The organism is Mucilaginibacter sp. P2_A5 (assembly GCF_056404995.1).
The window spans coordinates 125520-146783 of record NZ_JBFUCY010000011.1 but is presented as its reverse complement, the minus strand read 5'-3'; the positions used below and the strand labels follow the sequence as shown (position 1 = coordinate 146783).

General features: G+C 43.2%; 20 protein-coding genes. 10 read left to right on the top strand and 10 right to left on the bottom strand.

Annotated elements, in window-relative coordinates; genetic code table 11:
- Nucleotides 1-14: 14 nt before the first annotated feature.
- Nucleotides 15-3194, top strand: coding sequence for an efflux RND transporter permease subunit (locus tag AC1DXF_RS11600; RefSeq protein ID WP_477448693.1), 3180 nt, complete (start codon nucleotides 15-17; stop codon nucleotides 3192-3194).
- A gap of 139 nt (nucleotides 3195-3333) precedes the next feature.
- Here AC1DXF_RS11600 and AC1DXF_RS11595 read toward each other — a convergent pair whose 3' ends face one another.
- Entirely contained in the window at nucleotides 3334-4077 is a 744-nt protein-coding gene (locus AC1DXF_RS11595; protein ID WP_477448691.1) for an SDR family oxidoreductase, read from the bottom strand.
- A 103-nt stretch (nucleotides 4078-4180) separates the two neighbouring features.
- Here AC1DXF_RS11595 and AC1DXF_RS11590 point away from each other — a divergent pair, with 103 nt between their 5' ends.
- Nucleotides 4181-4534, top strand: coding sequence for a winged helix-turn-helix transcriptional regulator (locus AC1DXF_RS11590; protein WP_477448689.1), 354 nt, complete (start codon nucleotides 4181-4183; stop codon nucleotides 4532-4534).
- A gap of 400 nt (nucleotides 4535-4934) precedes the next feature.
- A complete protein-coding gene (locus tag AC1DXF_RS11585) occupies nucleotides 4935-5507 on the top strand; it encodes a hypothetical protein (RefSeq protein ID WP_477448687.1) in 573 nt (190 codons plus the stop codon).
- Between the two features lie 213 nt (nucleotides 5508-5720).
- Here AC1DXF_RS11585 and AC1DXF_RS11580 read toward each other — a convergent pair whose 3' ends face one another.
- Complete coding sequence (locus AC1DXF_RS11580) at nucleotides 5721-6914, bottom strand: pyridoxal phosphate-dependent aminotransferase (RefSeq protein WP_477448685.1); 1194 nt, start codon at nucleotides 6912-6914, stop codon at nucleotides 5721-5723.
- A gap of 90 nt (nucleotides 6915-7004) precedes the next feature.
- On the opposite strand from AC1DXF_RS11580, the gene AC1DXF_RS11575 reads away from it, so the two are divergent.
- The 4 genes from AC1DXF_RS11575 to AC1DXF_RS11560 are packed head-to-tail and all read left to right on the top strand — an operon-like array spanning nucleotide 7005 to nucleotide 10288.
- Entirely contained in the window at nucleotides 7005-7979 is a 975-nt protein-coding gene (locus AC1DXF_RS11575) for a cation diffusion facilitator family transporter (protein WP_477448683.1), read from the top strand.
- A complete protein-coding gene (locus AC1DXF_RS11570; protein ID WP_477448681.1) occupies nucleotides 7979-8419 on the top strand; it encodes an NUDIX domain-containing protein in 441 nt (146 codons plus the stop codon). The genes AC1DXF_RS11575 and AC1DXF_RS11570 overlap by 1 nt, the downstream gene beginning before the upstream one ends.
- Nucleotides 8416-9681, top strand: coding sequence for an adenosylmethionine--8-amino-7-oxononanoate transaminase (gene bioA, locus AC1DXF_RS11565; protein ID WP_477448679.1), 1266 nt, complete (start codon nucleotides 8416-8418; stop codon nucleotides 9679-9681). Before AC1DXF_RS11570 ends, bioA begins: the two co-directional genes overlap by 4 nt.
- Nucleotide 9682: 1 nt before the next feature.
- Nucleotides 9683-10288 carry a hypothetical protein gene (locus tag AC1DXF_RS11560; protein WP_477448677.1) on the top strand — a complete coding sequence of 202 codons (606 nt, stop codon included), beginning with the start codon at nucleotides 9683-9685 and terminating at the stop codon, nucleotides 10286-10288.
- Between the two features lie 335 nt (nucleotides 10289-10623).
- On the opposite strand, the gene AC1DXF_RS11555 is transcribed toward AC1DXF_RS11560, so the two are convergent.
- The 6 genes from AC1DXF_RS11555 to AC1DXF_RS11530 all read right to left on the bottom strand — a co-directional run bounded on the left by AC1DXF_RS11555 (nucleotide 10624) and on the right by AC1DXF_RS11530 (nucleotide 17471).
- Nucleotides 10624-12435 carry an LTA synthase family protein gene (locus tag AC1DXF_RS11555; RefSeq protein WP_477448676.1) on the bottom strand — a complete coding sequence of 604 codons (1812 nt, stop codon included), beginning with the start codon at nucleotides 12433-12435 and terminating at the stop codon, nucleotides 10624-10626.
- 138 nt (nucleotides 12436-12573) lie between these two features.
- Complete coding sequence (locus AC1DXF_RS11550; RefSeq protein ID WP_477448674.1) at nucleotides 12574-13218, bottom strand: hypothetical protein; 645 nt, start codon at nucleotides 13216-13218, stop codon at nucleotides 12574-12576.
- 75 nt (nucleotides 13219-13293) lie between these two features.
- A complete protein-coding gene (locus AC1DXF_RS11545; RefSeq protein ID WP_477448672.1) occupies nucleotides 13294-15396 on the bottom strand; it encodes a ComEC/Rec2 family competence protein in 2103 nt (700 codons plus the stop codon).
- Between the two features lie 395 nt (nucleotides 15397-15791).
- Complete coding sequence (locus AC1DXF_RS11540; protein ID WP_090653238.1) at nucleotides 15792-16127, bottom strand: MerR family transcriptional regulator; 336 nt, start codon at nucleotides 16125-16127, stop codon at nucleotides 15792-15794.
- Nucleotides 16128-16271: 144 nt separating this feature from the next.
- Nucleotides 16272-16850, bottom strand: coding sequence for a phosphoribosylglycinamide formyltransferase (gene purN, locus AC1DXF_RS11535; protein WP_477448670.1), 579 nt, complete (start codon nucleotides 16848-16850; stop codon nucleotides 16272-16274).
- 102 nt (nucleotides 16851-16952) lie between these two features.
- A complete protein-coding gene (locus AC1DXF_RS11530) occupies nucleotides 16953-17471 on the bottom strand; it encodes a lipocalin family protein (protein ID WP_477448668.1) in 519 nt (172 codons plus the stop codon).
- Nucleotides 17472-17644: 173 nt separating this feature from the next.
- Here AC1DXF_RS11530 and yiaK point away from each other — a divergent pair, with 173 nt between their 5' ends.
- The 3 genes from yiaK to AC1DXF_RS11515 all read left to right on the top strand — a co-directional run bounded on the left by yiaK (nucleotide 17645) and on the right by AC1DXF_RS11515 (nucleotide 19369).
- The gene (gene yiaK / locus AC1DXF_RS11525; RefSeq protein WP_477448666.1) at nucleotides 17645-18634 is read left to right on the top strand and encodes a 3-dehydro-L-gulonate 2-dehydrogenase; all 990 of its coding nucleotides are present in this window, start codon (nucleotides 17645-17647) and stop codon (nucleotides 18632-18634) included.
- Nucleotides 18635-18713: 79 nt separating this feature from the next.
- On the top strand, nucleotides 18714-19007 hold the full coding sequence (locus tag AC1DXF_RS11520) for a type II toxin-antitoxin system HigB family toxin (RefSeq protein ID WP_477448664.1): 294 nt from the start codon (nucleotides 18714-18716) through the stop codon (nucleotides 19005-19007).
- A gap of 5 nt (nucleotides 19008-19012) precedes the next feature.
- A complete protein-coding gene (locus AC1DXF_RS11515; protein ID WP_477448662.1) occupies nucleotides 19013-19369 on the top strand; it encodes a helix-turn-helix domain-containing protein in 357 nt (118 codons plus the stop codon).
- 1 nt (nucleotide 19370) lies between these two features.
- Here the strand turns inward: AC1DXF_RS11515 and AC1DXF_RS11510 are convergent, their stop codons facing one another.
- Together AC1DXF_RS11510 and panB are read right to left on the bottom strand one after the other, a co-directional pair.
- Nucleotides 19371-20096 carry an RluA family pseudouridine synthase gene (locus AC1DXF_RS11510; RefSeq protein WP_147052598.1) on the bottom strand — a complete coding sequence of 242 codons (726 nt, stop codon included), beginning with the start codon at nucleotides 20094-20096 and terminating at the stop codon, nucleotides 19371-19373.
- 142 nt (nucleotides 20097-20238) lie between these two features.
- Complete coding sequence (panB, locus tag AC1DXF_RS11505; RefSeq protein ID WP_274209530.1) at nucleotides 20239-21051, bottom strand: 3-methyl-2-oxobutanoate hydroxymethyltransferase; 813 nt, start codon at nucleotides 21049-21051, stop codon at nucleotides 20239-20241.
- Between the last annotated feature and the right edge of the window lie 213 nt (nucleotides 21052-21264).

Below are 21264 nucleotides of genomic sequence, written 5' to 3'. Positions count from 1 at the left end.
TAATTATAAAAAGAATGATTGCAGATACTTTTATAAAACGACCGGTTACCGCGATAGTGATCTCTCTGGTGATTGTTATTGTTGGTTTACTGTCAATGAGCAGCCTGCCTATCGGGCAATATCCTGATATAACCCCGCCCACGGTTTCGGTTACAGGCACTTATACCGGGGCCGATGCGTTAACCGTTGAGCAAACGGTTGCAACCCCTGTAGAGGTGCAGGTAAACGGTGTGCCCGGGATGACCTACCTGCAAAGTAACAGCAGCAGCAACGGCCAGATGAGCATGACCGTTAACTTTGATGTAGGTACCGATATTAATATAGCCGCGCTTGATGTGCAAAACCGTGTGGGTATTGCATCGCCTACTTTACCGCAGGAGGTGCAGCGCCTGGGCCTTGTGGTACGTAAACGTAACCCCAGTATATTAATGCTGGTGGCCATGTTTTCGCCAAAGGGAAGCCACGATGTTACTTTTACCGATAACTATGCCAACGTTTTTATAAAAGACGCTATACTGCGTACCAAAGGCGTGGGTGATGTTGTTAGCCGTGCAGATGATTTTAGTATGCGTATCTGGCTCAATCCTGCTAAGCTGGCTTCATTAGGTATGAGCGCTGCCGATGTTACCGCTGCTTTGGCCGAACAAAACGCGCAGGTAGCCCCCGGCACCGTTGGCGCCACGCCGCAACAAAAATCGCAAACGTTTGAATATTCGGTACTGGTTAAGGGGCGTTTAAGCAAGCCCGAGGAGTTTGGGAATGTAATAATTAAAACAGTACCCAGTACCGGTGCCATTGTACATTTAAAGGATGTAGCACGTATTGAACTGGGCAAGTTTAACTACTCGGGTAATTCATTTGTTGATGGCAAAAGGGCATCATACCTGCTGGTTTACCAGGCGCCAAACAGCAACTCGCTCGAAACTGCCGAGAATGTGTATGCCACCATGAACGAGCTTAAAAAAAGCTTTCCGGCCGATATTGATTATGTAGTGCCTTTTGAAGCGGTTACCGTGGTAAAGGTATCGGTAAGCGAAGTGGTTGATACCTTGCTTATTGCTTTGGGGCTGGTTATTGTGGTAGTATTTTTATTCCTGCAAAACTGGCGCTCTACATTAATTCCTGTTTTGGCTATACCTGTATCTATTATTGGTACTTTCATTTTCTTTATACCCTTGCACTTTACTATCAATACCCTAACCTTGTTTGGTTTTGTGCTGGCTATTGGTATTGTGGTTGATGATGCCATTGTGGTGGTTGAGGCCGTGCAGCATTATATGGATGAGGAAGGCATGACACCAACAGAGGCTACCAAACACGCTATGGCCGATATATCGGCTCCGGTAATTGCCATCGCTTTAATATTGGCAGCGGTGTTTGTACCGGTAGGTTTTGTACCAGGAATTGTGGGGCGGCTTTACCAGCAATTTGCCATCACCATTGCTATATCTGTACTGATATCGGCTTTTGTGGCACTTTCGTTAACGCCTGCGTTGTGTACGTTGTTACTTCGCCCGCATAAAATAGATAACAAATCAAAGGGGCTTAATAAATTCTTCTTTGTATTTAATGAATGGTTTACCCGCGTAACCGGCAAGTACCGCAATACGGTTGATAAGGGAATAAAGAACTCCAAATTCGTTATTATTATACTGGTATGTATTATTGTCGGCACGGTACTGCTATTTCACAATAAACCATCGGGCTTTATTCCGCTGGAGGATGACGGACGTGTTTATATCACCTATGACTTGCCCGAAGCTTCATCAACAGTACGAACAGTTGATGTATTGCACCAGATGATGAAAACGCTGGATAGCATCCCCGAAATTGCGCATTATGCTGCATTGGGCGGTTTAAATGTTATCAGCTTTGCCAGTAAGGCCAATAGCGCCACCATGTTTGTTCAGCTTAAGCCCTGGGACGAACGTAAAGAAAAAGAGCATCAGATAACGGCATTGGTTGCCAAACTAAACCAAAAGCTGGCCCGGTTTAAGGAGGCCAACGTAGTGGTTATTCAGCCGCCTGCTATACCGGGTTTGGGTAGCACCGGTGGTTTCTCGTTTATCCTGGAAGAAAAACAGGCAGGCGGGGATATCAAGGTATTTGAAAAAACGTTGCGCATATTTATTGCCGAATTAAACAAGCGGCAGGAAATTGCAAGGGCATTCTCCTTTTTTACTGCAAGTACACCCGCCTATCAACTAACCATCGACAGGGAAAAGGCGAAAAAATTAGGCGTGTCCATATCTGATGTTAACAGCGCCCTGCAAACCTACCTGGGTAGTACATACATTAATGATTTTACCATTTACGGGCGAAACTTCAGGGTGCTTGCGCAGGCAGATACCGCGTTCAGGAGCAACGTAAGCAATATCGGGCAGTACTTCGTGCGTAACCAGTTTGGTACCATGGTGCCCTTAAGTACACTTACATCCTATAAGGTTATCGAAAATTCGCCGTTAATTGCGCATTATAACCTGTTCCGCTCGGCCGAGATCAATGGCAGCACCAAACCGGGTTACAGTAGCGGCGACGCTATCACAGCTTTAAAAGAAGTCGCGGCCAAATCATTGCCACAAGGTTTTGGGTACGAATTTTCGGGCCTGAGCCGCGAGGAATTATTATCGGGATCAAAAACGGTTTACATATTTGCCCTCTCAATTGGCTTTGTGTTCCTGTTTCTTGCTGCCTTGTATGAAAGCTGGTCGGTGCCATTCTCGGTATTGCTATCGGTGCCATTAGGCGCGTTTGGGGCTATCCTTTTCCTTAGTTTCTGGCCCGACCTTACTAATAACGTTTACGCCCAGATTGGTTTGATAACGTTGATAGGATTGGCGGCCAAAAACGCCATCCTGATTGTTGAGTTTGCCAAAGAGCGGGTAGACAGAGGGATGAACCTTGAAAAAGCCACACTTGAGGCGGTAAGGCTAAGGCTGCGGCCAATTATCATGACTTCAATGGCCTTCATATTAGGCGTTGTGCCGCTGATGATATCATCCGGCGCAGGTGCCGAAGCCAGGAAAACAATTGGCTGGACAGTATTTGGAGGGATGTTAACCGCTACATCGCTGGCTATATTTATAGTGCCGGTTTTGTATTACCTGATCACCAAATTTGCTTACGGTAAAGAGAAGCTTGCCGAGATGGAAAAAAATTACAAACCCGAAAATGGGCACGGGCCACAAGCTTAATAAAGTAACGGAATAATTAAAGCCCGGTCAAAGTTGAACGAAATTTCAACATCGACCGGGCTTTTTTTTAATCAGTTAACTAATTGGCTATGCCTGGGTGAATGCGGCTTTTTTAGTAATCAAAGAACAGCCCCGTTTATTATTTCATAGCATAATTGATGTAGCCGCCATCGGCTAATAACTCTGTTCCTGTAATAAAGCTTGCATTGTCAGAGGCGAGGAACAACACAGCCTTTGCAATTTCATCGGCGTTGCCCAATCTTTGCAGCGCCGTGGCTGCAGCTAAATATGCCTTTGCTTCAGGAGGTACAGCATACTCCAATCCCGGTGTTTGAACTGGCCCCGGGCTAATAATATTTACGCGGATCTTTCTGTCGGCCAATTCGTTTGCGGCAATCTGGGCAATTTTGTTTAACGCCCCCTTGGTGGCAGAATACACGCTGGTGCCTAAATTTGAAGCTGTTGCCACTGTTGAGGATGTGAATATTACAGATGCCCCATTGGCCAGGTGTGGAATTAACTTTTGCAGTGTGAAAAAGAGGCCTTTCACATTGGTGTTAAATTGGGCGTCAAAATCTGCCTCTGTTGCCTGTTCAATTGGGGCAAAAACAGCTATTCCTGCGTTAAGGAAAAGTACGTCTAATTTGTTTCCGCTTGCTGTAACTGCCTTTTCAAGAATCGAAATTTCTGCCAGTTTTGAAGTGTCCGATACTACGGTTTGCAAATTTGGGCTGTTGATCTCTGCGGCCGCTTTTTGCATGTTTCCGGCACTTCTGCCGGTAATCCAAACGTTTGCCCCTGCGTTGATAAATGCTTTTGCGCTCGCTAAGCCAATTCCGGTGCTACCCCCGGTTATAACTACATTTTTACCTTTAAAGTTCATGACTAATTTTTTATTATTTACAGAGCAAACTTAGGATATAGAAATTTATTTTAGTTACTTTGTAACTAAAAGTAACAGTAACATTTGGGTAACAAGGTAACTTATGACAGACAATGTATGTGTGCCAGGACACAAAAAAGAAATTATGGCCGTTCATGACGCAATGGACGTGCTGAACGGTAAATGGAAAATCTCTATTATTTCGTCTATTTGCTATTATAATAGAAGAAGGTTCTCTGATATTTTGAACGATGTAAACGGCATATCAAACAAAATGCTGAGTAAGGAATTAAAGGAACTGGAAGTAAATAAGCTGATAAAGCGGACTGTTTTAGACACCCAGCCTGTAACCGTCCAATATAACCTGACCGAGTATGGAAAAACATTGCAGACTATCATCAACAACCTGGCCGATTGGGGAATAAAACACCGCCAGGTTATTATAGATGATATGTAAAAATAAAGTAGGAGAGGCTCAAAACCTCTCTTTTTTGTTTTTGGCAAAGCCATATAGCTCGCCACGGGCCGCTGTTTTCACATCATTTTAGTTTAAACCAAACAGAAATTCTTTAATAGGATACACTATGCTGAACAGTAGTACTCCTGTTTTCTGTACATTAATTTGATGTTAAATTTATTTCGTAAATAGATAAAAAGTCGATATTTGAGAGGGAAATAGTGTGCTGATAATCAATGTTTAAGCACCTATTTTCTGTAACATACTTGTTATAAAAGTTGTTTTTTGAATAGTCATGCCAATCTCACAAGCGTCAAAAATTGCTACAATGGCAAAGTATTTGTAAAAGGGGTATCAACGCGGCAATAAAACCGCGGACTATTTACTAAAAATTACAACTATGAAAACAGTGACAAAAGTTATAGCAGGTGCTTTTACAGCAGCAGCTATATTCGTCGGAACAAATGTTAGTGCTCAAACAACTCCAGCCAATAAATTACGCTTTGGTATCGGTGTTGAAGCTGGTATACCAACCGGCGACATTCATGATTATTCAAAATTTGAATTAGGAGGTACAGGACGTTTACAATATGGTGTAAACAACAATGTGGCCTTAACGCTAACATCGGGTTACTATAATTTCTTTGGGAAAACTTATACCTCTTCGGTAACTACTTCAACAGGTACTGCCACGTCTACTTTTAAAGCGCGGTCGTTGGGTATGATTCCCGTTAAAGCTGGTCTTAAAGCATTCGTTTCGGATGGTTTCTATCTTTCGGGCGAGGCTGGCGCAGGCTTTGAAGTTCACCCAACAGTAGCCGGCGGTGATAAAAACACCAAACTTATCCTTTCACCTGGTTTAGGTTATGCAACCAAATCGTGGGATATAGGAGCACGTTATGAAAACTTCTCGGGACAGGGCAGTAACTACGGCCTGGTAGGTTTACGTTTAGCTTACGGTTTCGGATTATAGTGGTATCTACAACACTAATAAACAGGAAAGCCCCTCGTCGTGATGATGAGGGGCTTTCTTATTATCTGAACCTGGATTAAGCAGATTTATCAGATTTTTTTGATTTCATTTGCGCAATTGATTTACATCGGCCAGCATTTTCAAATTCTCAAATCTTCAAATTCTCAAATTGATCTTGTCATCTGCACATCTGAAATCTGCACACCTGCACATTTAAACAAGTTTCCCCAGCGCTTCTTTAATCCTTCTTACGGCTTCAATCAGCTTATCTTCGGCCGCAGCGTATGATAAACGGATAGCGGTAGGGTCGCCGAATGAATCGCCGCCAACGGTGGCAACATGGGCTTCTTCTAAAAGATAAATACTCAGTTCATCAGCATCTTTAATGGTTTTACCATTATAGCTTTTACCGAAGAATGAAGTTACTTCGGGGAAGAAATAGAAAGCGCCATCCGGCAGGTTTACTTTTAATCCTTCAATTTCGCTCAGTAACTTGTAAACAATATCGCGGCGTTTTTTAAATGCGGCGCGCATTTCCAGTACAGTTTCTAAACCACCTTCGTAAGCGGCTACACCGGCACGCTGGGTGATTGAACAGGTACCAGAGGTTACTTGTCCCTGCATTTTATCGCAGGCAACGGCTATCTCTTTGTTTGATGCGGTGTACCCAATTCTCCAACCGGTCATGGCAAATGCTTTCGACCAGCCGTTGATGATGATCACACGATCTTTAATATAATCAAACTGCGCTATTGATTCATGTTTATCAACATAGTTGATGTGCTCATAAATCTCATCGCTTAAAATGTATACATGAGGGTGTTTTTCAAATACCTTGGCCAGGCCTTCTAATTCATCCTTACTGTAAACGCTGCCAGTTGGGTTACAAGGCGACGAGAACATAAACAATTTGGTTTTAGGGGTGATGGCCGCCTCTAATTGCTCAGGAGTAATCTTAAAATTCTGCTCAACAGTAGTATTTATAAAAACACTTACGCCTTCGGCAAGTTTAACCACTTCGCTATATGATACCCAGTAAGGGGTAGGGATAATTACTTCTTCGCCGGGGTTAACCAGGCACAATACCGCGTTGGCAATGGCTTGTTTGGCACCGGTTGAAACTACTATCTGGCTAAAATCATAATCAAGGTTGTTTTCGTTCTTTAGCTTGGCAACAACAGCCTTACGCAGTTCAGGATAGCCTGCTACAGGGGTGTAGTAGGTAAAATTCTTATCCATGGCCTGTTTGGCAGCTTCTTTGATGTGTTCTGGTGTATGAAAATCAGGTTCGCCAAAGCTCAAACTGATCACATCCACGCCTTTTGCGGCGAGTTCACGGCCCAATTTGGCCATTTTAATTGTTGCTGATTCGGACAGATTATTTATCCGGTTACTTAATGCGCTCATATAAATTATGTTATCGCGGCAAATATAGAAAATAACTTTACTGCTACTTACGCTTGTTATTTATAAATTTGCTGCCTAATAAAGATTGCCTTGAAGGAACAAAAAAGGATCATTTTAATTTCGCTGATAACGGGTGTAGTGTTGATGATGGCGAAATTCGGGGCCTTTTTTTTAACCGCTTCCAATTTTGTACTAAGTGATGCCGCCGAAAGTATTGTTAATGTAATAGCCAGTTCCTTCGCTTTTTTTAGCATTTACCTTGCTGCGCAGCCGCGCGACGAAAATCACCCCTACGGGCATGGCAAGGTGGAATACTTTTCTGTATTTATTGAAGGATCGCTTATAGGCATTGCCGGGCTCATCATTATCGGAAAATCGGTTTATAGTTTAATTCATCCCGAAAATATTCATGATTTGCTTACCGGCGCGGTTATTATTGGTGCCACGGGTGCTGTTAACGGCGCTTTGGGTTATTATATGATCCATAAGGGGAAAGTATTGCGGTCGATAACGCTTGATGCAGACGGACATCATTTATTAGCCGATATGGTAACCAGCATTGGCCTGGTGGCAGGCTTGCTACTGATCCATTTTGTGGGCCTGGTATGGCTCGACAGTGCTTTATCTATACTGGTAGCCTTGTATTTAATTTATAGCGCCTACAAACTGGTACGCCGTTCTGTTGGTGGACTTATGGACGAGGCCGACATTGATGTAGTTAATGAAGTAATAAAGGTACTAAGCGATAAGCGCCGCAATGCCTGGATAGATGTGCATAACCTGCGCGCTCAAAAATATGGTCATGAACTGCATATTGATTGCCACCTTACCCTACCCAGTTATTTTGATTTGACTACCGTGCATACCGAGGTATCGTTAGTTGATAAAATGATTAACCAGGAGGTAGGTATAAAAACCGAACTGTTTATCCACACTGACCCATGTTTGCCCAATTGCTGCCACTATTGCAGCATGCCCAATTGCCCCATCAGGAGCGAGGCCCAAACAGAAACTATTGAGTGGACGATGGATATTGTAGTACGAAATAAAAAACACTTTGAATAATGACGTATTTTAATGTAAGGGTTTACGGCCTGTTGCTTAATGATAACGACGAATTGCTGGTAAGCGATGAGCAGGAATACGGGATGCAATTTACCAAATTCCCCGGTGGCGGCCTGGAACTGGGCGAAGGGCTGATTGATGGCCTGAAGCGTGAGTTTATGGAGGAGTGTAACCTGGAAATTGAGATTGTAGGTCATTTTTATACCACTGATTTTTTTGTGAAATCGGCCTTTAACGATTCGCAGATCATCAGCGTTTATTATTTGGTGAGGAGTATTGCACCGGTGGATTTAATCACCAAAACCGTAGCCTTTGATTTTGACGGCGAAGGCGAAGTGCTGCAGTCATTCAGGTGGATAAACTTAACTGCCCTAAGTATAGCCGATTTTGCATTCCCTACAGATAAGCGGGTAGTTGAACTTTTACAGGATGAGCTATGAGTCTTACCGAACGCGACCTTAAAGTAATATGGCACCCCTATACCCAAATGAAAACCGCGGCGCCACCTGTACCAATTGTAAGGGGAGCGGGCGCTTTATTGTTTGATGAAGCAGGCAAAAAATATATTGATGCCGTATCGTCCTGGTGGGTAAACATTCACGGGCACGCGCATCCTTATATCGCCAAAAAAGTGGCAGAGCAGCTGCAAAAGCTGGAGCATGTGATCTTCGCCGGTTTTACCCATGAAGGCGCCGTTGAATTAGCGGAGCGGCTGTTGATCCATTTACCCAATAACCAGCAAAAAGCATTTTATTCAGATAATGGCTCAACAGCCATCGAGGTAGCCATAAAAATGTGCCTGCAGTACTGGAATAACAAGGGCCATCAACGCACCAAAATACTGGCTTTTAACAATGCCTACCACGGCGATACCTTTGGCGCCATGGCCGTAAGCGGACGCAGCGCATTTACCAAAGCCTTCGATAGTTTATTGTTCGAGGTAGAGTTTATTGATACGCCCAACAAAGAAAACATCCAAAGTCTCAAATCTCAAATCTCAAATCTCAAATCTAACCTGGCTTGTTTCATTTTCGAACCATTGGTACAGGGCTCTGCCGGCATGCTGATGTATGAGGCTAAATACTTGAATGAACTGATGGCCCACTGCAAACAGGAGGGGGTGCTGATGATTGACGATGAAATTTTTACCGGGTTTGGTCGCACAGGGAAATCATTTGCGTGTGATTATCTTGATGTACAGCCCGATATCATGTGCTTCTCTAAAGGCTTAACGGGCGGTACCATGGCCTTGGGATTAACTACCTGCACCCAACACATCTACGATGCCTTTTTATCCGATGATCGCTTGAAAACCCTTTTTCACGGTCATTCGTTTACCGCCAACCCGGTAGCCTGCGCATCGGCACTGGCAAGCCTGGATTTGTTTGAGCAGTCCGAAACAGCCGCAAATATCCAGCGGATTGTTAATGCACATATACTGTTTGCTGATAAAATTAAACATCACCCTAAAATAAAAACCGTAAGGCAAACCGGTACTATACTGGCAATGGAGTGGGAAACAGGGGATAATACCTCTTATTTCAGTTCCCTTCGCGATAAATTATACCATTACTTTTTAACTGCCGGTATTATATTACGCCCGCTGGGCAACGTAATTTACATTTTACCGCCCTATTGCATTACTGATGATGAACTACAGTATGTTTACGGCAAAATAGAGCAGGCATTACAAGAAATATAACATGTTATTAAACAAACTTCTACCGCAAATAATAGCCGATAACCAGTTACACTCGCGCTGGCTAAACACGCTGTCGCTGATGGAAAACACCGGGGCCCGTAAAATTTCGGCCAGTGAAGACCCGCTTACCGTGACCTATATTATCCTGAAACATGCTGCCGAAGAGCATCGCCATGCCTTTTACCTCAAAAAACAACTGGAAAAAACAGGGGTAGAGCTGCCAACCTACGCCGCCGAATACCTGCTGGCCCCCGGCTCAAGTAAATACTATTTAAACCAACTGGATATTGATGTTTGCCGTTACCTTAAAAGCGAATTGAACCTTACAGGCCCCGAACTGCGCTTTGCTGCTTACCTCCTGGTAACCTATGCTATTGAGGTGCGTGCCGATGAACTTTACCCCATCTACCAATCGGCCCTTGACGAAGCCGGCAGCAAGGTAAACGTAAAATCAATCATCCTGGAAGAAGAAGGCCACCTGGAAGAAATGCTTAACCAGTTGCACAAATTCTCGCCCGATTGGGAAAAACACGCCAATAAAGCGGTAGCCTTTGAAACCAGGTTGTTTGAAATGTGGGTGGAGCAGTTGGGAGCGGCGATCAATTAGATCAAAAATCCCTTAACAAACTATGTCATTGCGAGTAACCATCAGGATGATCCTGAAAAAAACGGGGATGACGTATTGGCTTTAGCGCCACACAACAACTATGTCATTGCGAGCGCAGCGTGGCAATCGCGAACTGTGCAAGTCCGCCATACAAAGTTCGCGATTGCTTCGTTCCTCGCAATGACATAATTAATAATACTAACAATCAGCAACTTAAAAACACGTCATTATAAGGAACGAAGCAATCTCGTAGCCATGCAAAACGGATATGCAAGTTCGATAGGCATTGGCGACGAGATTGCCACGCTATCGCTCGCAACGACAAATAGGGTGGTTTAATACCTCATATACTCCGTATACACTTCCTGCAAAAAAGCCTTGCCGTATAATAGTGCTTTATTGGTGGCTTTCGCATCCGCGTTTTTATTGCCAGTGTAAACTACCCTGCGGCCGGAGTTATCGTATGATACCACTTGTTGGGGTGTCATAAAACAAAAGCCATTGTCCCAGTCAAAAAAAGCAAAATCTTTGGTGGTGGGGTTTAGCAGATCTTTCGACCATTTGAACTGGTGATGGGGCAGGCCAAACTGGGTAAGCAGGGTGGTAGCAATATCTGTTTGCCCGCCCAGTTTGTTAATTTTTTTGCCGCGGTATTCGGGTTTTATTACTTCGCCAAAAAATAGTAGTGGAATGTGGTATTTTACAGGGTTGTAAGCTTCAGATACATTGCGCGGCAGGCGGTGCCCATGGTCGGCTACTAAAATAAAGAGGGTGTTTTTGTACCACGGCTGCTTTTTGGCTTGTTCAAAATAGGCATTCAGGCACGAGTCGGTAAAGTAGGCAGTACTTCTGAACTTGTTGCTGGCGTCACCCGCGTCGTCGTCTTCCGGAAAATGGCCTTTTACGGGCAGCACAAAAGGCTCATGATTGGTTGATGTTTGCAGATAGGTAAAAAAAGGTTGCTTTTGGCGTTGGGCAAAATCCAGATGTTTGGCAAAAAGCACATCGTCATAAACACCCCATTGGGTTTTTACCAGGCTTTTATCAAAGGCAAGTTCGTCGGTAATATGATCAACCTGGTGGTTTTTCATAAACAGGTCAAAATGCATGTAATTGCTTTTACCGCCATAAAAATATGATGTAGCGTACCCGGCTGTTTTAAGCGACGACGCTATTGCCGGCAGCCTTTTATTTTTTAAAGTATCGGCAACAATGGTACGAATAGCCTGCGAAGGGAAGCCGCTCATGATAGATACGATGCCTTTGTCGGTCCTGTCGGCAGATGAATAAATGTTGTTGAACAGGATGCCGTTTTTAATGAATTTTTCGAAGTTGGGCGCTACGCCTTTATCGCCACCTAATGACTCAATTACATCGGCAGTATAGCTTTCTATCTGGATAATGACAATGTTGGGCCTGTTGGTGGTAAGTACGTTTAACGTACTGTCAGCATTATAGCTGTAGGCCTCCTGCACAAGCTGGGTAGCACTGCCTGGCTTCATAAATACAAATGGGTTGTACGGGCGGCCAAGGTTTTCAACTACGTTGTTAAACAGATTCCATTCGGTATTAAGGGCAGCCTGGTTTAAAAATTCATGGTCAGAAAAATAAGCTGAGTTTTGATCGACGGGTACCGGTTGCAAACCGCCCCTCATCAGCACAAAATTGAAAAAAAGGAGCAGGGCGATAAATACTGCTTTCAGCCGTGGTTCAACTACGGGCTTTTTAAACTTAAAATCGATGATTTTTAATGACAGGAAGATACCCGATGCCAATAATAATATACATATAAAAACGCTCCTGCCCACCGGTGATGAGCCTGTTGAGGCAAATGCTTCGGATGGTGCGTCGTACAATGATTTAAATACCCTGAACACCACTTTGGTGCCCCACTCGCGGAAAATGTTAAAATTGAGGCCCGTATTTAACGAGATAAAAAACAGGCAAACCCAAACATATACTTTAAGCCAGATGGGTTTAACATGCGTTTTTGGCATGCACCAGTTAACCAGGAAAACCAATAGGGGGATGGCGCTGATATAGGCTGCTGCCGAAGCATCAAGCCGGAGGCCGTAAAAATAGGTTTGTAAGATGTCGCCGAAGCCGGCATCTTTAAGTTTAGGCAGAAAATATAGCTCGAACGCCAAACGGGTTATTGCGAAGAACAATAACCAGAATAAAAAAAATCTGACTAAACTAAAAAGGTTTCTTAACATACAGGGGTACAAAAGTAAGTACTTTACTGCAATGTTAAGAAACCTTTAGTTAATTGTTAAAGCAATTGCTTACCGGCCACCGCGCATGGCTTTCAAATCGTCCATCGTGATCTTTTCAAAATCGGCGGGGATACCAAAGGTGCCGGCAGGTAGTTTTTGCTCGGTTACACTTTTAACCGTAACCTCAGTTGATTGGCCCTGGGCAAATGAAGTATACTGCACCGGGAAACCGCCAATACCCTGGTAATATTTAGCTATACCGGTAGAAGGGATTTCAATGTCATTGGTAATCCAGATATCGTAAGTTTTGCTGGTTTTTTTATCGGTAGCAACCACTTTTTTACAGTTAAAGCCATTGATAACTTTGGTTTCGGTACCAGGGGCAAAAGTAAGCTGCGGCAAAGCGGCCATTGCCTGGTCAATATCATCCGGACTGGCTACTGCTGCTTTTTTAATGTTGGCAACAGCAACATCAACTAAAACCACCATCGATGTAGCTTCGGCGTTTGTTAAAATTTTGATATTGGCAGGTCCGTTTGAAAAAGCAAATGCGCTTGAATCGGCCCTGAAATAGTTTTTAGCTTCAACAGGGCGTCCCATCATCTGGGTAGTGAAATCGATAACGCCTTCGCTATACTTTTTTTGTGCGTTTGCACTCATTGCGGTTGCAGTAAGGGCAAGGCCCAAAGCAACACTTAAAGTTTTTATGCTCATTGTTTTAATTTGATTATTACCAATTTACCTCTTTTTAATTAAAAGACAAATTTATTGGCGGTTAGTTTAATGTTGCTAATTAGATACGCTTATCAGCGAATTGTTACGCTTTAATATTTTATAGTTTATGTTCATGGCCCTTGCCCCGGTCTCTAATCTTTCAATGGTTTGCCTGCTGTTACTGCCATCAATTACAAGCATCTGGTAACCAAAAGTTTTATTAACGTCGTCGATCGTCATGCGCGGATTGCCATTAACATATAAATAATCGGTTTTCAGCCTGGCTGATAGTTGTTGGTTTTGCAGCCGCTTATCAAATATAAGTATCCTTTTATCATAAAACTGCATTAACGGGCCTCGTTTTTTAAACCATGTTGAACTGATGTTTTGGTTTAAACCTATAATGCTGGTATTCTCCACCTGTGCACTATCTAAATAAGGCTGTATGGAATATTTGTAATTTTTATCAGTATCTGCAAGGTTGGTAAGCACTATCGCGCTGCTGCCATTTTTAAATACAATGCCCACGTTTTTGCGCAGGTTTAAAAACGCGACGGCGTTGGTGCTTTCGGCGCGGTACCTTTTCAGGCTGATGCTTATGGCAAATAGCAGCATGCTGGCCAGGCTAAGTTTTATGAGCCACGTTTTTTTATTGTACAAATAGTAAAACAGGCTTATAATGATCATATAAAGCAGCAAATACTCCGGGACAGTAAGCCATATTTTACCAATGCCGGCAAAAGGCGCATGTTCAATAACTGACAATACCTTGTTCATAAACAGGATAGTATATTCCAATATCCGGGCCAGCAAAGTTGATAGCAGGGGCACCCATGAAAATACCAGGTAAGCAACACCGCTGTACATAATAACCGATGTGGGTATAATAATGAGCAGGTTGCTCAGCAAAAAATAAATGGGGAACTGGTGAAAATACAGCGCACTTAACGGGAATGTGATAACCTGCGCCGCTATTGATACCGAGCAGGCCATCCAAACCTTATTTGCCCATTTGTTTTTAAACTCCAGCCATTTATACACAACCGGCTGTAACACCACCAGCCCCGCCACGGCCAGGTATGACAGCTGGAAGCCAACATCGGTTATTAAAAGCGGGTTGTACAACAACAGCGCGAATGCCGATACAGCCAGGATGTTAAGTAAATTAATGTACCGTGCATAAGTTTTGCCGATGATAACCATGCTGATCATCACTGCTGCCCGGCAAACGGCAGGGGAGAAGCCACTGAGCAGGGAATAGTACCAGATAAGCGCGATAATGATAACCGCTTTTATTACCCGGCCATGCCTGTATCCATTTAAAAAGCCAAGGGTAAATTGTAGCAAAATATAAATGATGGCCACATGCGCACCCGAAACCGATAATACATGAATAGTGCCTGTTTTGGAATAGGCCTGCAAAATATCGGTGCTCAAATCGGCTTTGTAACCCAGTATCAGGGTCGATGCTACTGCAATGGCGCCGGGATCGTGCATTTGCTGCTTAAACCGGTTAATCATTTGCTGCCGTAACCGCAGCGAAAAGGCTATAAGCGGGTTGCCCGTTCCATGTTTTACAACCCGGTACATACCCGGGTATAAAAATGCCTGGTAATATATGTTTTGATGCGCCAGGTATTTTTTATAGTTGAATTCGGCGGGGTTAAAAGGGGGATCGATAGGGCTGTATTTGGCCGGGATAACTAATTCGTCGCCATATTGCAGGGCTATGGCTGCGCTGTCTTTAATGGTGACCAGTAAGGTGCCGGTAACAGCGGTTGATTGTTTATGGTTAACGCTTTGCCCAACTGTTGCTGTAAACCGGAGCAGGCCGTTTTTTAGCTGTGGCCCGGTATTAATTTTTATAGACAGATATTGCGCCGGCGCTTTGGAAAAATGCCGGTCATTGTTCAACTCGTTATTGTTGATAGCACTGATGCAGCCTGCCGAAAACAGGATGAAGGCGATTAATAACCCGCCAAGCCACCTGTTTTTATAAATGGCCAGCCGCCGGTAGGCTAAATTCAGGAGGATAAATGCAATGCTCAACCCGCCGAAAATGCCCCAAAGCAAAGGCTGGTATACGGCCGTGATAAAGCCGATACCTAAGGATATCCCTGATAAAAAGGGCAGGAGCAATACAACAAACGGGATCTCGCCTTTATGGTTCGCGATCATTTATGATATAGAAAACAATAAAGATATGTTTTAGAGGGATATCTCAAATATATGAATTGAAATAAATCAGTAGGTTGGCCGATATTAGAATATTACGCTTTTTAATTGCCGGAATCTAAGGGTCATCAAGTTGTTGCAGCTCAAGAGCCGTTGGCTCGACTTATATTGTAGCAACGGGTTTTAACCCGTTGTTATAAAGTCCAGCGGAATGAGTGCTGGAGGCACGGTTCATTTAATGCACAGTGATATTTGGAATATTAAGAGAAACGCGTTAATTATTATGGGCCGAAGCTACGGTTCTCTTTGTTTGCTATTCCCCGGGTTGAAACCTGGGGGCTACAATATTGGCCGAGGCTACGCCTCTTATTTAGCAACCGGATAATGCTAACTGATATCTACAACTGGTCGCGCACTTCCAGCAGGAATTTTTTAATGTTTTCGAGGGAATCAATCACCCGTTGGTTTTCTTTGTGGTCGCCAAGGTTGCTTTTCAGGTGTTCTTTGGCGCCGTTTAGCGTATAACCCTTATCGCGGATGAGGTGAAAGATGATCTTGAAATTCTCGATATCTTCGGGGGTAAAATAGCGGTTGCCTTTTTTGTTTTTTTTAGGCTGAAGTACATCAAATTCCTTTTCATAAAAACGGATAAGCGATTGGTTTACATCAAACATGGCCGATACCTCGCCCATGGTGTAATACATTTTGCTTATTTCACGTTCTTTGTAAGCCATATGCAAAGGTATCTTTTTGATTTTGGATTTGGGAACCGGGATTTCGGATTTTTTGTCTGAACCCCGATTAAACAGGTTATCAGATTTCGACAGGAAATCGCCTTAATTACAATCCTGTCAATCCTGCAACATCCCTAAACCGTGTTAGCTTTTCATCTTCTTCAACAATGCTTCCACAACCTTCGGGAAATGGAGGTGTTCCAGTTGCTGGCCTTTGAATTTGATCATCTCCAGGTTGTCGCCCGGTTCAATTTTGAATTTCGATTGATGGATAACTTCCCCTTCATCAAACTGCTCGTTTACAAAATGAATGGTTATGCCGCTTTCTTCTTCCCCGGCGTCTAAAATAGCCTTGTGTACATGATCGCCGTACATGCCTTTGCCACCATATTTGGGCAGCAGGGCAGGGTGCAGGTTGATGATCTTGTTGGGGAATGCCTTTAATAATGACGCCGGCACCAGCCATAAAAAACCGGCCAGTACGATAAGATCGACCTGCAGATTTTTGAGCAGGCGGATTACATCATCGGTTTCAAAAAATTCATGGCGGGTAAATACGTGCGATGGCACTTCAAAATTGTCGGCACGCTGTAACACAAAGGCTTGTGGGTTGTTGGTGAGTATCAGTACAACTTCGGCCTCGGCATTGCGTTTAAAATGCTCCATTATTTTTTGGGCGTTTGATCCCGAGCCTGAAGCAAAAATGGCAATTCGTTTCTTCATTAAAGTTTTTCAAAGGTGATGAAACTGCCTCAAACAGTAGTTAATAAGTTGGGGCAATTTATAAACCGTTCAATAATATTCAAATATAATTTTTTATGTGATTTAATCGCTACCTGTGATTGCTTTTTGCCTGATAAATCCATAGCGTGTTACTGTGCGGGCCTTAGTGGCCGAATAATTGGGTTCAACGTCGCCGGTTTGCAACACCAGTGAGTAAGTGCCAAGGGTTTCAATCTGCGTATTATTAAAGGGGTATATTAATTTGCCGGTTTTTGCCGTCGTTGTATCAACCCCAATAGTCGATGTAAAATAAAGCCTGTTTTCCGTAAATGTCCAGGTGCCCGATGATGTTTGTGTTGCGCAGTTAAAGTTTATGTAGCTACAGGTATTGTCGCTTTTAAAAACAAAATATTGGCTTTTATCGCAATCGGTATTCAACGTGTCGGGATCACCTAACTGTGTATTGCCTGTAAAATGATAAACCTGTATCGAGGCCAGTTCCCAAACACCGCTGGTTAAAAGGGCGGGAATATTGCTGTTTTTATCTTTTTTGCAGGAGTTTACGAGCGCGCAGGCAACGGCTAACCCAAGGACAAAGAATAATGGAAATTTATTTTTCATGAAATAATGTACGCGCAAAAATATGAAATCCTGTAGTTATTAATCCACAGGCAGGAGTTATATTTAAATAACTGTTTTAAGCGTTTTTTATTTTAATGGAACGGCCAACATCTTCAAGCTGATGTAGCGGTTTTAACTTTGAATTTTTACTTTTAACTTTTGAATTTATCCCCATGCGTATCCCATTCCCACTGCTTAAAGCCGAATTTAAACGTGTTTTGCTAAGCCTTAACTTTACTGATGATAAGGCTGAACAGTGTGCCACTATTTTTGCAGAAAACAGCAGGGACGGCATATACACGCATGGGTTAAACCGTTTCCCCGTTTTTGTGCAGCATGTTAAGGATGGACTTGTTAAACCGCTTGAACAACCTATAAAAGATGGCGGATTTGGCGCAATAGAACAATGGGACGGCAATTTAGGCCCCGGGATGCTGAATGCCCGGTTTTGTATGGATAGGGCCATTTCATTGGCAAACGATAACGGCATAGGCTGCGTTGCAGTAAAAAACACCAACCATTGGATGCGGGGCGGTAGTTACGGCTGGCAGGCTGCAGATGCCGGTTACATTGGCATTTGTTTTACAAATACCATTGCCAACCTGCCACCCTGGGGCGGCCTTGAGCCACGTTTGGGCAATAACCCCCTGGTGATAGCTGTGCCACGTAAAGAGGGCCATGTGGTATTGGATATGGCCATATCGCAATATTCGTTAGGGAAATTAAAGCAATATGAAAATAGTAATCAGCCCCTGCCTTTGCCGGGTGGCTATGATAGCGAAGGGAGTTTAAGTATCAATCCAACGGCAATTCTTGAGTCAAAAAGGTTACTCCCTGTCGGTTTCTGGAAAGGATCGGGGCTTTCGCTGGTGCTCGATCTTTTGGCCACGGTTTTAAGCGGCGGCAACTCAACTGCAAAAATTACACAAAGCGGGGCCGATTCCGGCATATCGCAGGTATTTATCTGCATAAAGCCTGCAAGTGGCCAACAAACCGATGCGCTAATAGAAGAGATCATCGCTTATACTAAAACCAGTATGCCGGAGCAAGAAGGCGGTACAATAAATTATCCCGGCGAAAATACAATGAAAACGCGCGAAAAAAGTTTATCCGAAGGGGTTTTGATTGATGAACGGATCTGGGAGGTGGTGAAGAACTTGTGATAGAACTATATTTAGTGGAGTGTTTATTTTTAATTCCCAATTCGGGAACTTTTGTTAAATTTGTTTAAATAAGGATGTTTTGAGAGTTATTGCTAAGAAGGTACTTCGGGATTTTTGGGAGACACATCCGGATTGTCAACAACAATTGAAAGCTTGGTTTCAGGAAACAAGTAGCAGTGAATGGAAACATCCAAATGATATCAAAAAGGAATATCCCAGTGCAAGTATTTTGCAGGATAATAGGGTGGTGTTTAACATCAAAGGAAATAATTATCGTTTAATAGTAAAAGTCAATTATATATACCAAATGGTTTGGGTTCGATTTATCGGCACTCATGCAGAGTATGATAAAATTGATGCAACAAAAATTTAATCATCATGACAATAAAGCCTATTAAAAACGAAAGTGATTATCAGCAAGCTTTAAAAAGGCTCGAGCTTATTTTTGATGCTAAAAAAGACTCAGATGATGGCGATGAACTTGAAATTTTGGGAATTTTGATAGAAAAATATGAAGATGAGCATTTTCCTATCGGCTTTCCTGACCCTATCGAAGCCATAAAGTTCAGGATGGATCAAATGGGGTATGATCAAAGTGATTTGGCAAATATAATAGGACTTAAAAGTCGCGCCAGCGAGATTTTGAATAGAAAAAGAAAGTTGTCGTTAGATATGATCAGACTTTTGCATGATAATCTAAAAATACCCACAGAAATTTTGATTCAGGCCTATTGATTTACCCTACCATCATCCCTTCAAACTTCTCCCAAAAGCCATCGCGCGGAACAGGGGCTATAATTTCGACAGGCTCGTTTTTTACGGGGTGGATAAAGGTAAGCTTACGGGCATGTAAACAGATGCTTTTACGCAGGCTGCCACGCGGATAACCATACTTATTATCGCCAACAATAGGCGAGCCCAGTGTTGATAGCTGCACGCGGATTTGGTGCGGCCTGCCGGTTATCGGGTCAACCTCTATCAGGTAGTACCCATTAAGTTCGGCAACCAGTTTGTAGCTCAGTTCGGATCGTAAACTACCCTGTACCTCTTTGTCGTGGGCCTTGGTTACGTTTTTTTGTGGATTTTTTACCAGCCAATGTACCAATGTGCCCGATTCAGGATACGGTTTTTTGCGCACTACCGCATAGTATGTTTTATGCATTTCGCGGCCTTTAAACATTTTATTGATCCGCTCAAGTGCCTTGCTGGTTTTTGCAAAAAGGATAACGCCGCTCACGGGCCTATCTAACCTATGTACCACGCCTAAAAAAGCACCATTTGGTTTGTTGTATTTTTGGGCTATATACTTTTTAACTTTATCGTCCAACGATTCATCGCCGGTATCGTCAACCTGCACAATATCCCCGGCACGTTTGTTCACCGCAATAAGGTGGTTATCCTCATAAAGAATATCCTTATCGGTAACATCAAAACTGGTATAATTAAACTCGGGGCGGGCCATTTTTATTTCGGATTTGGGAATTTCGATTTCGGATTTGCTGATTTAATAGCGGAGGTAGTTCTTCCTTCTCATTTTCAAATTTTCAAATCCTCAAATTTTCAAATCATTTGCATATCTGCACATCTGAAATCTGCACATCTACTTAATATTGTTCCTTATCACTCGGGAAGCTTTTTGATTTTACATCGCTGATGTAATTTTTGAAAGCGCCGTTCATTTGCTCATATAAATTAGAATACTGGCGTAAAAAACGCGGCTTAAAGTCGTTGTTGATGCCCAGCATGTCATGTATCACCAAAACCTGGCCGTCGCACTGGCCGGCGCCTATTCCTATAATGGGTATTTGCACGCTTTGGCTAACTTCTGTTGCCAGTTTGGCCGGTATTTTTTCAAGCACAATAGCAAAGCAGCCAAGTTCCTGTAACTTAAGGGCATCTTCACGCAATTTTTGGGCTTCAACTTCTTCCTTGGCGCGTACCGTGTAGGTGCCAAATTTATAGATAGACTGCGGCGTTAAGCCCAAATGGCCCATTACCGGGATTCCCGCCGTAAGGATACGGCTTACAGATTCGGCAATTTCTACGCCTCCTTCCATTTTAACGGCATGCGCACCAGACTCTTTCATGATCCGGATAGACGAGTTAAGCGCCTCTTTAGAATTACCCTGGTATGATCCAAACGGCAGATCAACAACCACCAACGCGCGTTTGGCCGCACGAACGACTGATGACGCATGGTATATCATCTGGTCGAGCGTTATCGGAAGCGTGGTTTCATGCCCGGCCATCACGTTCGAGGCCGAATCGCCCACCAGGATGATGTCCATACCGGCTTCATCTACAATGGTAGCCATGGAGTAATCGTATGCGGTAAGCATGGCAATTTTTTCGCCACGGTTTTTCATCTCCTGCAGAATATGCGTGGTAATCCTTTTAACTTCTTTGTTTACAGACATAGTTAAATGTGTTAAAGAAAGCGCAAATGTAATTTGAAAGGCACGAATTTCACGAATTTAATCGAATTAGACTAACCCAAATAAATTAACTCAACTGGCAGCGCATTCAATTCGGGTTAATTTATTCCCTTCGTGAAATTCGTGTCTATTAAATTCGTGAAATTCGTGTTTTAAATCCGAAATATTCTCTTACTTTTGCACCGTGAATCCGGA

Coding starts and splice junctions, on each gene's coding strand:
- AC1DXF_RS11600 (WP_477448693.1), top strand. CDS start 15: ATGATTGCAGATACTTTTATAAAACGACCGGTTACCGCGATAGTGATC.
- AC1DXF_RS11595 (WP_477448691.1), bottom strand. CDS start 4,077: ATGAACTTTAAAGGTAAAAATGTAGTTATAACCGGGGGTAGCACCGGA.
- AC1DXF_RS11590 (WP_477448689.1), top strand. CDS start 4,181: ATGACAGACAATGTATGTGTGCCAGGACACAAAAAAGAAATTATGGCC.
- AC1DXF_RS11585 (WP_477448687.1), top strand. CDS start 4,935: ATGAAAACAGTGACAAAAGTTATAGCAGGTGCTTTTACAGCAGCAGCT.
- AC1DXF_RS11580 (WP_477448685.1), bottom strand. CDS start 6,914: ATGAGCGCATTAAGTAACCGGATAAATAATCTGTCCGAATCAGCAACA.
- AC1DXF_RS11570 (WP_477448681.1), top strand. CDS start 7,979: ATGACGTATTTTAATGTAAGGGTTTACGGCCTGTTGCTTAATGATAAC.
- bioA (WP_477448679.1), top strand. CDS start 8,416: ATGAGTCTTACCGAACGCGACCTTAAAGTAATATGGCACCCCTATACC.
- AC1DXF_RS11560 (WP_477448677.1), top strand. CDS start 9,683: ATGTTATTAAACAAACTTCTACCGCAAATAATAGCCGATAACCAGTTA.
- AC1DXF_RS11550 (WP_477448674.1), bottom strand. CDS start 13,218: ATGAGCATAAAAACTTTAAGTGTTGCTTTGGGCCTTGCCCTTACTGCA.
- AC1DXF_RS11545 (WP_477448672.1), bottom strand. CDS start 15,396: ATGATCGCGAACCATAAAGGCGAGATCCCGTTTGTTGTATTGCTCCTG.
- AC1DXF_RS11540 (WP_090653238.1), bottom strand. CDS start 16,127: ATGGCTTACAAAGAACGTGAAATAAGCAAAATGTATTACACCATGGGC.
- purN (WP_477448670.1), bottom strand. CDS start 16,850: ATGAAGAAACGAATTGCCATTTTTGCTTCAGGCTCGGGATCAAACGCC.
- AC1DXF_RS11530 (WP_477448668.1), bottom strand. CDS start 17,471: ATGAAAAATAAATTTCCATTATTCTTTGTCCTTGGGTTAGCCGTTGCC.
- yiaK (WP_477448666.1), top strand. CDS start 17,645: ATGCGTATCCCATTCCCACTGCTTAAAGCCGAATTTAAACGTGTTTTG.
- AC1DXF_RS11515 (WP_477448662.1), top strand. CDS start 19,013: ATGACAATAAAGCCTATTAAAAACGAAAGTGATTATCAGCAAGCTTTA.
- AC1DXF_RS11510 (WP_147052598.1), bottom strand. CDS start 20,096: ATGGCCCGCCCCGAGTTTAATTATACCAGTTTTGATGTTACCGATAAG.
- panB (WP_274209530.1), bottom strand. CDS start 21,051: ATGTCTGTAAACAAAGAAGTTAAAAGGATTACCACGCATATTCTGCAG.